This window comes from Maribacter zhoushanensis (assembly GCF_029350975.1).
Classification (GTDB): domain Bacteria; phylum Bacteroidota; class Bacteroidia; order Flavobacteriales; family Flavobacteriaceae; genus Maribacter; species Maribacter zhoushanensis.
Window position 1 is genome coordinate 1 of sequence record NZ_JARKMR010000007.1, and the last position, 14579, is coordinate 14579.

The 14579-nt window shown below is 40.3% G+C and carries 4 protein-coding genes; all 4 read right to left on the bottom strand.

The annotated features are described in order from the left end of the window. Nucleotides 1-182 (bottom strand): type IX secretion system membrane protein PorP/SprF (locus tag PXD56_RS16465; protein WP_276494430.1); only part of this gene is annotated, 182 nt, incomplete at its 3' end. Between the two features lie 24 nt (nucleotides 183-206). Continuing rightward, entirely contained in the window at nucleotides 207-10448 is a 10242-nt protein-coding gene (locus PXD56_RS16470) for a T9SS type B sorting domain-containing protein (protein ID WP_276494431.1), read from the bottom strand. Nucleotides 10449-11308: 860 nt separating this feature from the next. Next, nucleotides 11309-13105, bottom strand: a complete 1797-nt coding sequence (locus PXD56_RS16475) for a ribonucleoside-diphosphate reductase subunit alpha (protein ID WP_276494432.1) — start codon at nucleotides 13103-13105, stop codon at nucleotides 11309-11311. Beyond that, on the bottom strand, nucleotides 13106-14380 hold the full coding sequence (locus PXD56_RS16480) for a ribonucleotide-diphosphate reductase subunit beta (protein WP_276494433.1): 1275 nt from the start codon (nucleotides 14378-14380) through the stop codon (nucleotides 13106-13108). Between the last annotated feature and the right edge of the window lie 199 nt (nucleotides 14381-14579).

Sequence of the window (14579 nt, forward strand, 5' to 3'; positions counted from 1 at the left end):
TCAAGGCCCACCCACTGCGAACGGTGAAGTGCCGCTATGCTGAACACCCCGCGCGAACCTGCGTACGCAGGGTTCACAGAAATCGTATTGTACATGTACTGCGTGTACTGGGCGTCTTGCTGGGCATGGCCCATAAAAAGTCCCGCTACGGTAATTATAATGGTTAGAAAATATTTGTTCATCGTATTGTTTTTAAGGGGAATTTTTTATCTGTTTATGTATAGGTAACCCGACTTGTTAAGGTTGTTGCCTTCCTTATCGTACTTGATCACATAGAAGTACACGCCGACCGGCAACTCCGAATCTTGGCTTATGGTAGCCCTACCGTCGGATGAGCCTATAAATACATTGGCATTGTTGTCGTAACCGTTCATTTCATAAACGACAACGCCCCATCTGTTATAGATCTGTACCGTATTGTTAGGGAAAGACTCGATGTTCTCAATCCTGAAGAAATCGTTCGTACCGTCACCGTCAGGTGTTATGACCTCATTGGAAACCGCTATACCAGAGTCAACTACTTCTGCGTTACAACCAGCATCTAAGGTAGGAACACCACCAATTGAATCACAAGGGTCCAAAGGATCAGTGCCGTCTTCGACCTCTTGACCATCCGGTATAGTATCACCATCGGTATCCGCATTATAAGAATCTGTACCTATAGCATCTTCTTGGGATGTCGTCAGACCATCACCGTCACAATCACTATCTGGTAATGCTGTACCACCTACATGGTCACAATCATCCAAAGGATTCGTTCCGTCCAATACTTCTTGACCATCCAATATACCGTCATCATCGGAATCAGGATTATTAGGATCGGTACCTAAAGATGCTTCTTCATCAGTTGTCAATCCATCTTCATCACAATCCGAAGTTCCTAATGGAGCTCCTCCATTTGAATCACAATCGTTTAGTGGATCTGTGCCATCAGAAATTTCTTGACTATCTGAAATGCCATCTCCATCTGTATCTTCATTATAAGGATCAGTTCCATTAGTAACTTCTGTTCCATTTACAATACCATCTCCATCACAATCTGCAGAAGCCCAAATGGTGTTACTTTCAAAATACCTTGTGTAACCAATTGCTTGTTGTGGATCACATGGATCTAATAAATCTGTACCATTTGCTGATTCTAAATCATCTGAAACACCATCTCCATCAGTATCATTGTTGTAAGGATCGGTACCATTGGTAACTTCAGTACCATTATCGATTCCATCACCATCACAATCAGCAGCTACCCAAATAGCATTACTAGCATCGTAACCATCATAACCTGCTACTTGAATTGGATCACAAGGATTTAAAGGATCAGTTGAATTCGAATCTTCCAATCCATCAGTTACACCATCTCCATCTGTATCTGTGTTATATGCATCGGTTCCGTTTGTAAATTCAGTTCCATTATCAATTCCATCACCATCACAATCAGCCGCTGCCCAAATGGCATTGTCTGCATCATAACCTGTGTAACCTGCTACCTGCATTGGATCACATGGATTTGATGCATCTGAATCAATATCATCAGGAACTCCATCTCCATCGGTATCCGTATTATATGGATCTGTGCCATTAGTAAGCTCTGTACTATTAATAATTCCGTCTCCATCACAATCTGCAGCTGCCCAAATAGCATTGCTTGCATCATAGCCCGTATAACCAGCTACTTGAATTGGATCACAAGGATTCAATGTATCAGAGCCATTAACTATTTCCAAATTATCTGAAACGCCATCACCATCGGTATCATTATTGTAAGGATCGGTTCCATTCGTATTTTCCACTCCATTGGTTATTCCATCACCATCACAATCAGCCGCTGACCAAATAGCATTGTTTGCATCGTAACCTGTATAACCTGCAACCTGGATTGGATCACATGGATTTAATGCATCTGAATCAATATCATCAGGAACTCCGTCTCCATCCGTATCTGTATGATAAGGGTCCGTACCATTGGCCACTTCAATACCATTAGTAACTCCGTCACCATCACAATCAGCAGCTGCCCAAATAGCATTGCTTGCATCGTAAGCTGTATAACCTGCAACCTGGATTGGATCACATGGATTTAATGCATCGGAATCCATATCATCAGGAACTCCGTCTCCATCTGTATCTGTGTTATAAGGATCTGTACCGTTGGTCACTTCATTACCATTAGTAACTCCGTCACCATCACAATCTGCAGCTGCCCAAATAGCATTACTTGCATCATAACCAATATAACCTGCTGCCGGAACTGGATCACAAGGATCTAAAGCATCTGAATCAATATCATCAGGGATTCCGTCGCCGTCAGTATCATTATTATAAGGGTCTGTACCATTGGCCACTTCAGTATCATTAGTGACTCCATCTCCGTCACAATCCGCAGCTGCCCAAATAGCATTGCTCGCATCGTAACCTGTATAACCTGCTGCCTGAACCGGATCACAAGGATTCAAAGCATCAGCATCTGTGTTGTCAGGAACACCATCACCATCAGTATCGGTATTAAAAGGATCCGTTCCATTGGAATCTTCTGTTCCATTTGTTATCCCGTCTCCGTCACAATCAGCCGCTGCCCAAATAGCATTGCTTGCATTGTAACCTGTATAACCTGCAATCTGAATTGGATCACAAGGATTGGTTCCTTCCGCATCAGCATTGTCAGGAACACCGTCACCGTCAGTATCCGTATTATATGGATCTGTACCATTAGAATCTTCTACTCCGTTACTTACACCATCTCCGTCACAATCTGCCGCTGCCCAGATAGCATTGCTTGCATCGTATCCTGTATAACCAAGCGCTTGCACTGGATCACAAGGGTCTAAAGCGTCACTATCCGTGTTATCGGGAACACCGTCGCCATCTGTATCCGTATTATAAGGATCTGTACCATTAGTTACCTCTATACTATTGATTATTCCGTCTCCATCACAATCCGCTGCTGCCCAAATAGCATTGCTTGCATCATAACCTGTATAACCAGCCGCTTGCACTGGATCACAAGGGTCTAAAGCATCACTGTCCGTATTATCTGGGACACCATCACCATCGGTATCGGTATTATAAGGGTCGGTACCATTGGTATCTTCCGTTCCATTTGTTACTCCATCGTTATCACAATCTGCAGCTGCCCAAATAGCATTGCTTGCATCGTAACCTGTATAACCTGCTGCTTGAATAGGATTACAAGGATCTAAAGCATCTGAATCAATATCATCAGGAATGCCGTCACCATCGGTATCATTGTTATAAGGATCGGTACCATTGGAATCTTCCGTCCCATTCGTTATTCCATCACCATCACAATCAGCTGCTGCCCAAATAGCATTGCTTGCATCGTAACCTGTATAACCTGCTGCCTGAACTGGATCACAAGGATTTAATGCGTCACTATCCGTATTATCGGGAATGCCATCACCATCGGTATCGGTATTATAAGGGTCGGTACCATTGGTATCTTCTGTTCCATTGGTCACGCCATCACTATCACAATCGGCTGCTGCCCAAATTGCATTACTTGCGTCGTAATCTGTATAACCTGCTGCTTGAATTGGATCACAAGGATTTAAAGCATCAGCATCTATATTATCAGGAACGCCGTCTCCATCTGTATCCGTATTATATGGGTCTGTACCATTGGTAACTTCAGTACCATTGATTACCCCATCCCCATCACAATCTGCTGCTTGCCATATAGTATTAGTAGCATCATAACCTGTGTAACCTGCCGCCTGAATTGGATCACAAGGATTTAAAGCATCAGCATCTGTATTATCAGGAACGCCATCACCATCGGTATCTGTGTTATAAGGGTCTGTACCATTAGTAACTTCAGTACCATTTGCAATTCCGTCACCATCACAATCCGCAGCTGCCCAAATAGTATTGCTCGCATCGTAACTTGTATAACCTGCTGCTTGAACTGGATCACAAGGGTCCAATGCATCACTGTCCGTGTTATCAGGAACGCCATCTCCATCCGTATCGGTATTATAAGGATCAGTACCATTGGAATCTTCCGTTCCATTGGTCACGCCATCACTATCACAATCTGCAGCTGCCCAAATAGCATTGCTCGCGTCGTAACCGGAATAACCTGCTGCCTGAACCGAATCACATGGATCTAAAGCATCACTGTCCGTGTTATCGGGAACGCCGTCGCCGTCAGTATCCGTGTTATATGGATCTGTACCATTCGTATCTTCATCACCGTTTGTTACGCCATCGCCGTCACAGTCTGCAGCCGCCCAAAGAGCATTGCCTGCATCATAACCTATATAACCTGCCATTTGAGCTGGATCACAAGGATCAAGGGAATCTGTGTTATTGGTAAGCTCGGTTTGATTATCGACTCCATCACCATCGCAGTCAGCAGTATTCCATGCCGCTGAAGGCGCTACTGTAGCACTGCCGATAACATAGCTACATAAGTCTAAAGGATCTGTACCATTTATATTAATTTCAGTTCCATCTAACACACCATCGCCATCAGAATCTGCATTTGTAGGATCTGTACCAGCAGTAGTTTCTTCATCTGTTGTTAAACCATCATTGTCACAGTCGCTTGTTCCTAATGGATTTCCGCCATTTGATATACAATCATCCAATGGATCCGTAAGATCTATATTCACTTCTGTTCCATCTAAAATACCATCGCCATCACTATCTGCATTCGCAGGATCCGTTCCCGCTGCGGTTTCCTCATCATTGGTAAGACCATCTCCATCACAATCATTGGTGCCCTGTGGACGCCAATCTGGATGACCATTATCTACGCATGGATCATCATCATCAATATCTGCTGCATCACAAATATTATCATTATCCAAATCTTGACATTCAGGAGTTTCTATAGAAAAAATAGCATCTGCACAGATGGTACCATTACAAACTCTGTAATCTATAGTTACTGTGGTATTATTTTCTGAATTTTCAGGTGTATAAGAAATTTCACCTGTTGTTTGATTAATAACTATGGTACCTATCGCACTACCTGTGCCTAGATCCGTAATTATACTACCCGGTAAAAAGTCGTCATTGAATATAACATTTACTGTTTTCTCTTCCAATACAGTTGCCGTGGTATAATCATCTGTTGCCGTTGGAGCAAAAGGATTAGGATCTGTACCATTATTGTTTCCATCATCATCACAATCAGCAGCTGCCCAAATGGCATTGCTAGCATCATAACCGGTATAACCAGGAGCTTGTGCTGGTAAACATGGATCTAAAGGATCTGAATCTGTATTATCGGGAACGCCGTCACCATCGGTGTCGTCACTGTATGGATCTGTTCCGTTAGTATCTTCCGTTCCGTTTGTTACTCCATCATTATCACAATCCGCAGCTGCCCAAATAGCATTGCTTGCATCGTAACCTGTGTAACCTGCTGCCTGAACCGGATCACAAGGATCTAGTGCATCAGCATCTGTGTTGTCAGGAACACCATCACCATCAGTATCGGTATTATAGGGATCAGTTCCATTGGAATCTTCCGTTCCGTTTGTTACTCCGTCACCATCACAATCCGCAGCTGCCCAAATGGCATTGCTCGCGTCGTAACCTGTGTAACCTGCGGTCTGTGCAGGGTCACATGGGTCCAATGCATCACTGTCCGTATTATCGGGAACACCGTCACCATCAGTGTCGTCACTGTATGGATCTGTTCCGTTGGTATCTTCTGTTCCATTGGTCACGCCATCATTATCACAATCAGCTGCTGCCCAAATAGCGTTGCTCGCGTCGTAACCTGAATAACCTGCTGCTTGAACCGGATCACAAGGATCTAGAGGAGCTGAATCCGTATTATCAGGAACACCATCGCCATCAGTGTCGCCACTGTATGGATCTGTTCCGTTGGTATCTTCCGTTCCATTTGTTACTCCATCCGAGTCACAATCCGCAGCTGCCCAAATGGCATTGCTAGCGTCGTAACCTGTATAACCTGCGGCCTGAACCGGATCACATGGATCCAATGCATCACTGTCCGTATTATCGGGAACGCCGTCACCATCGGTATCGGTATTATAAGGATCCGTACCATTGGTCACTTCAGAACCATTGGTCACTCCGTCACCATCACAATCCGCTGCTGCCCAAATGGCATTGCTAGCGTCGTAACCTGTATAACCTGCAGCCTGAACCGGGTCACATGGATCTAATGCATCACTGTCCGTATTATCGGGAACACCATCACCATCGGTGTCGCCACTGTATGGATCCGTTCCGTTGATATCTTCCGTTCCATTTGTTACTCCATCCGAGTCACAATCCGCTGCTGCCCAAATGGCATTGCTAGCGTCGTAACCTGTGTAACCTGCTGTTTGAACCGGGTCACATGGATCCAATGCATCACTGTCCGTATTATCGGGAACGCCGTCACCATCCGTATCCGTATTATAAGGGTCCGTTCCATTGGTATCTTCTGTTCCGTTCGTTACTCCGTCACCGTCACAATCCGCTGCTGCCCAAATAGCATTGCTCGCATCGTAACCTGTGTAACCTGCGGCCTGAACCGGGTCACATGGATCTAATGCATCACTGTCCGTATTATCGGGAACACCATCACCATCGGTGTCCGTGTTGTAAGGATCTGTACCATTGGTATCTTCAGTTCCATTGGTCACTCCGTCACCATCACAATCAGCAGCTGCCCAAATAGCGTTGCTTGCATCGTAACCTGTATAACCTGCGGTCTGAACCGGGTCGCAAGGATTCAAAGGAGCTGAATCCGTACTATCGGGAACACCATCACCATCGGTATCGCCACTGTATGGATCTGTTCCGTTGGTATCTTCCGTTCCGTTTGTTACTCCATCAGCGTCACAATCCGCTGCTGCCCAAATAGCATTGCTAGCGTCGTAACCTGTATAACCTGCGGCCTGAACCGGGTCACATGGATCTAGAGCATCACTGTCCGTATTATCGGGAACGCCGTCACCATCTGTATCAGTATTATAAGGATCCGTACCATTGGTCACTTCAGAACCATTGGTCACTCCGTCACCATCACAATCCGCTGCTGCCCAAATGGCATTGCTAGCGTCGTAACCTGTATAACCTGTGGCTTGAACCGGGTCACATGGATCTAAAGCATCACTGTCCGTATTATCGGGAACACCATCACCATCGGTGTCGCCACTATATGGATCTGTTCCGTTGGTATCCTCTGTTCCATTGGTTACTCCGTCACCATCACAATCCGCTGCTGCCCAAATAGCATTGCTAGTATCGTAACCTGTGTAACCTGCTACCTGTGCAGGATCACAAGGGTCCAATGCATCATTGTCCGTATTATCGGGAACCCCGTCTCCATCGGTATCCGTATTATAAGGATCCGTTCCATTGGTATCTTCCGTTCCGTTTGTTACTCCGTCACCATCACAATCCGCAGCTGCCCAAATAGCATTGCTAGCGTCGTAACCTGTGTAACCTGCGGTCTGAAACGGATCACAAGGGTCAAGAGAATCCGTATTATTGGTAGCTTCAGTTTGGTTATCGATTCCATCACCATCACAATCTGCTGTATTCCAAGCTTCAGAAGGAGTTTCCGTTGCGCTAGCAATATTATAACTACATAAGTTTAAAGGGTCGGTACCATCTACGGTTATTTCCGTACCATCCAATACACCATCTCCATCAGAATCTGGATTTGTTGGGTCTGTACCTGCCGTTGTCTCTTCCGCTTCCGTTAATCCATCATTATCACAATCACTTGTACTTAAAGGAGTGCCACCAATAGACTCACAATCGTTTGTTGGATCTGTATTATCTATATTTACTTCTGTACCATCGTCTATACCATCTCCATCACTATCTGCATTATAGGGGTCAGTACCTGCCGTTGCTTCTTCATCATTTGTTAAGCCGTCACCATCACAATCATTGGTACCTTGAGGCTGCCAATATGAATCACTTTGAGGAGCACACGGATCGTTGATAGTAGATGCATCTTCTGCAACATCACAAACATTATCACCATCTGCATCTGCACATGCAGGAATAGTAATGAAGTATGTAGCTGTATCACATACACTACCGTTACATACGCGGTAATCTATGGTAACCGTACTAGGATTTTCGCTTACTAAAGCTGTATATGTAATTTCACCTGTTGCTTGATTGATTGATATAATACCAGCTGCAGTACCTGTACCTAAATCTGTAATAGTGCTACCAACTAAAAAATCATCGTTATTTAAAATATTGAATACTTTTGCTACCCCTACATCTGCATTAGTATAATCATCTGTAGCAGTTGGCGCAAAAGGATTTGGATCAGTATCATTTATGTTACCATCATTATCACAATCCGCAGCTGCCCAAACTGCATAATTTTCAGCTGTATTCAAAGGAACGGTTTCGTTGGTAACCGAACAAGGGTCTGATGGATCTGTACCATTTGAAACCTCTGTTCCATTTGTTTCTCCATCACCATCACAATCAATAGCATTCCAAATTGGATCTACATTTGCTGTATTTTGATTTGAACTATATACACAAGGATCGTTAGGGTCAGGATCACTTGTATCTGGATCTCCGTCCCCGTCATCATCACTATTTTCTATTATTATAGTTTCTTCTAAATCGTCTAATGTCTCGTTGGAGTCTACCTGATCTTGACTATTAGAAACCGTATTAGTTACTGTTATCTCTTTTGTAGTCGCCTCAATTACATCTGGTGTGGCTACAATGGTCAACGTTTGTTGTTCTCCTTTTGTCATGGTACCAATACTCCAGTTTGGAGAAGTCCATGATCCTGAAGATGGCGTTGCACTAGTTAATAACAAACCTGAAGGTAAAACATCATTTATAACAACATTTGTAACATCATTAATACCTAAACTTTCAACTGTAATTGTAAATGTTACGGATTCGTCTTCCGAATAAACATTTTTATCAGCTGTTTTTACAACCGCTATATCTGGGTTGCAGTAATACATATTAATTACATTAGAGTCATAAAAACACCCACCTGCTGAAACCTTTACGAAGTAATCACCAATTTCCGTTGGAGTGAATATAGCTGAATCAGCTCCTGGAATTAAAACATTATTCCTGTACCATTGATAGGTGTCAAAGGTATTTACCAGTTCAATCTCACCTCCTAAACATCCTCCTCCTGAAATGGTATAATCTACTACCGGAACCGTATCGAAACCAGAAAAATATCCACCTAAGCCCAATGCACCACTAAGACCTACAACACCTACTGCTATAGGTCCAGTAGACTCAACCGAAACATTTCCTGAAAGGTTGGGCAAGTAAAAACTTTTCCATGGTAACCCTGAAGCCATTTGAGCAGCAGGCAATGTTACCGTACCTGTACCATCTTTTACGATTATATTTGCATCTATAGTCGTTGTAGATGCCAAAATTGTTATTCCTCCATTAATAGTGGAACTTACTAAATCTTGTATACTTGCTATATTACTTAATGAATTTGGCAATAAACAATTCACAGGGGCTATAAAATTCATACCATTGGTTGCTGCACTTGTATTACCTGCTAAAGATTGATACGCATATACATTGTTAGATGTAGTTACCGTTAAGTTACTACCAGCGGATGATCCGGTATAATTAGAACCCGGAATAACATAAAATTCACCGTCATTAATTGTCGCTATTTTAGTAGTGGAGCCATTAACAAATATATCCGTTCCATTGACTGTACCTATTATAATAGGAAACTCTAAATTATTACCACCACCGCCTCTTACGAAAACATATTCTCTACCAATAACATCTATTGGCACGGGTTGATCTATACCAGCATCTTGTAAGTTTGAACCAGGAACTACACCAACTAAAACATTACCATTACTAATGGCAATATTTTTATCTGAAGATATATCTGCTCCTAACCAACCATAACGGTTTGCATCCGTATCTCCCGGGGTATTTTGATTATTTCCTACATTTTCCAATACAAAACTTTCGCCCTTGTTTAAAGTTATAGTGATTGTATTGTCTGGATTATCGACAAACCCTGTAGAACTGTTACCTAGTCTAAATTTACAGTCTGGATCATAATCAGAAATAATAATATCAGTATCATCTTCAGTAGCCATAATACCTAAAACTGCATTATAAATACTTCTGTTATGCAAAAAAGGAACACCACCCCATTTGAAATGAGTTCCCAATCCTATTCTACCTTTAGATGTCAAAGATGCCCCTTGGGCATTATTACGACCTCTATAATTGACATAAAATTTTTCACCATTAGGAGCAACAATTCTTAAACCTGCTGTTGATTGTTTAATACCAATACTGGCATCTGGCAGCATGGTAATACCATTGTCATTATCAGCAAATGTATATACAAACGGGCTTGCATTAGAAACCATTGCGGTTGTCAATGGTGTCAACGAAGTACCTACGTATATCTCTACACTAAATGGGTTTATTTCTGGTGTAGATATATATATTGCCTGATCGCGCATGTGATTTCCGGTCTGTGTTAACGGAGGTAAGTAGTGCAAATCACTTAGCTGTGCATAAGACCCGGAAGTTATAAATATTAAAAAAAGAAATGCTATACAGTTCTTAATTATTGAAGTCTGATAATTCATAGTTTTTTTTTGAAGGAGCAAAAGAAGTTTATAATTCTTTTGATATTTTATATTTTAAAACAACCTTTATTTAGCGTAGGCAGTTTTTTAGCCGGTGGCGTAATTTTTAAGTGAACTATGCTTGAAGTTGCGGGTTGGAATTATACAAATCATTTAGCCAAAACCTTTTTTTGACAGAGAAACAAGTAAATGATCGTAATTGAAAATAAAACAAATTCATAGCAGGGGAATTTTAGATATAGCCTTTTACAAAATGTACATTGGACTACAAAAATTATGTTATTGCTTAAAGATACTATCATGACCTAATGAGGAAAGATAAAATGTTGTCAGATTAGAGATAAGTGTATGTAAAACTTCAATTATTGTATACCTTATAAATGATATAAGTGCATTTTATCGATAACCCCTTTAAATTCAATAGTTAGCAAGTATTGGTTTTTTTTAAAGAGAAAACACGATAATTATATTAAGTTTTGACAACATCATAATTGATTATCCTCTAAATTGTAGATGTTCAATCCAATAAAAAAATATCAGAGTTAAGCCAACTTTTATAATTCTTACAAAAAAATGTTCCTTTTAACAACTTTTGGAATATTAAGAATAGGGAATGATCAAACCCATTTCAACTAAGAATTATTTATACATATAAAATGGTGTATTAGAAAAGCTATTTGCTTTTGCCAATACACCATTTTAAGTAATCTTATTTGTAAACTAGAAGGGCTTTACGCCTCACAACTAGCACAATCTTTCTTTTGCTTGAACTTTTGTGCCGCATTCATACTATGTTGGTAGTACAATGATTTCAAACCTAATTTCCATGCAGTTACGTGAATCTTGTTGATTTCTTTAACCGGCATATCTGGGTGAACAATGATATTAACAGATTGACCTTGATCAATGTGATTTTGTCTGTTAGCTGCCTGATAGATAATATCCATCTGATCAATTTCAGAATATGTTTTGAATACATCTTTCTCCAAATCTGAAAGGAAATCTAAATGCTGTACAGATCCATCAAAATCACGGATACTATGCCATACTGCCGTGGTATTCATTCCTTTTTCCTCTAACAACTCAACTAAGAACGGATTTCTAATGGTTGTTTTCACCTTAGCGATATCTTTTACATAGGTATTAGACCATATTGGCTCAATACCCTGAGATACCTGCCCTAGGATAAACGCAGAAGATGTAGTCGGCGCAATTGCATTCAACGTAGCATTTCTTCTACCGTAACCTTTTAATACTGCCGGTTCTCCAAATTTAACGGCTAGTTCCTCTGAAGCACTGTATGATTTATCCTTAATTGTCTTAAATATTTCACTATTTAAATTGTATGCCTCTTGACTATTGAAAGGTAACATTTTAGACTGCAATAACGAATGCCATCCTAACACACCTAAACCTAAGGCACGGTTATCCTTTGCAAAGTTATAGGCTCGTTCCATAAACAAGAACGTTTGGCGATCCTCACGACTTTCAGAATCACGGTAAGCTTCTAATTTTTCACAAAACTCAGTAATAACAGCATCTAAAAAGAATACCATTGTTTCAACAGCATCGGTATCTTTCCATTTGTCATAATGAAGAACGTTTACAGAAGATAATACACATACAAACGACCATTCGTCACTTGATGGTAACATGATTTCTGTACAAAGGTTACTTGCATGAATTTTATGTCCTTTTTCCTTATATACATCCGAAGCACCGTTATTCGCATTATCCTTAAAGAAAATATATGGATACCCCATTTCACCTCTTCTCTGTAATACTTTTGCCCAGATAGAACGCTTTTCATTATCGCCATCTACCATTTCTTGCATCCAGTCATTGGTAACGGTTACACCATGAGTTAATTCTTGAATAGGGTTACCTTCAGTACCAATTTCCAAAAATTCTTTAATATCTGCATGCTCTACCGGTAAGTAGGGTGAAAAACGACCACGACGAACAGAACCTTGACTTACAACATCTACCATAGATTCAAAAAGCTGCATAATATGTACTGCTCCAGAAGCCTTTCCATTATTCTTTACCTCTGCACCTCTATGTCTAATGTTACCAAAGTACCCAGATGTACCACCACCCAATTTAGACATCATACCAACTTCTGACTGCGTATACAAAATGTTACCCATGTCATCAGCAATATTAGAACCAAAACAGCTGATTGGCAATCCTCTTTCCTTTCCAAAATTAGACCATACCGGTGACGCCAAAGAGTAAAAACCTTCACTCATATAACCGTAGAACTTGTCTGAAAAACCAGGCATGTTCAGTATTTTCTCTGCTCTATCAGCAATTTCACGTATACGGGATTCCGCAGAAACTCCTGGTGATAAGTAACCAGAACCTAAAAAGTTACGGCTATCTTCATTTAACCACTTAAAACCTTCTTCTTTATCTTCTTTTAGGCTTTTAAGCGCTTCTTTCCTAGCCTGTACCAGTTCATTTGAACCATTCAGTTTTACTTCTTCTTGTGTGCTAGTCTCTAATTTAATTTTTGATTCGTTCATTTAAAATAAGTCGTCACTGGTTATACTTTGTGTTCTTTTGCTATAGTTGATAGAGCGTTTTACGAAGAAATCGCCGTGTTTGGTACCAATAATTTCATCATCGAACCATTCTGTTTCTGATAGTAATTCTTCGTCTACGTCAAATATTTTTTCGATACCAATACTTTCTATTGAATCGTTAAATCTCTTTTTAATGAATTCTTTCACTAAATTCTTAGGTAAGAAATCAATTTCACCGGCTTCAAAAATCCAATCGATAACATCACTTTCCGATGCAAATGCCTCTTTACACATTTCTTGAACAGACGCGTGGAATTCTTTATTGAACCATGTAGGGTTCTCATCTTTAATGATATTAATGATATCAATACCAAAATCACCGTGAATCTGCTCTTCTTTAGATGTGGCCTCAACAACATTAGAGATACCTTTAAACATATTCTTATGCTTGTTGAAAGCCATAATTATCAAGAACTGCGAGAATAAAGACACATGCTCTATAAATAAGGAGAACAACAATACAGACTCTGCATATTCTTGATTATCCTCACTCTTAGAATTCTTTAATGCTGTTTCTAAATAATGAACCCTTTTCATTATTACGGGTTTCTTCTTTAAGTTTTTAAACTCTTCGTTCAACCCTAATATTTCTAATAAGTGCGAATAAGCATCATGATGTCTTACTTCACTCTCTGCAAAAGTTGCTCCTACAGAACCAATTTCTGGCTTAGGCATTTTTTGATAGATATCTCCCCAAAAACTCTTTACCGCAACTTCTATTTGTGAAATTGCCAACATGGTGTTTTTGATGGCGTTTCTTTCAATATCTGTCAACCCTGTTTTAAAATCTTGAATATCGCTGGTAAAATTAAACTCTGTATGAATCCAATATGAATGTCTTATTGCAGATACATATTCATATAATGCAGGGTATTCATATGGCTTAAGATTTACACGTTTTTCAAAGACATTAGACTTTCTTCTTTGCGCCTGTTCGTTTCTATAAATAATGTAAGCTTTAGCTACATCAAAGAAACCACCTTCCATTAATTTATTCTCAACAAAATCTTGAACCTCCTCTACTGTAGGAATATAATTGATATCAGCTTGCTTTCTTTCTAAAAGTGCTGAATGCACATTATTAGAGATAATTTCAGCTTCACTGGGTCCACCATGTTCTACAGCTGTCATAGCCTTTAAAATGGCATTAGTAATCTTGTGTAAATGAAAAGGTTTTGTCGAAAAATCCCTTTTTATGACTTCTGTGATTTCCATGTTAATATAAAGTTAATGTTGTGGGTAATAAGCGAGGTGTAAAGTTCGAAAATTAATCACCTTAATTTTACATTTACCTGCTTAAGCTTTTAACAGGGTTATCAACAATTTGATTTTCAGCAGGAAATAGCCTATTAAAAACTTCTTCAAAAACAATATGTAAAATACTTAAAATCAATACTTTAAAATAAATTATTTC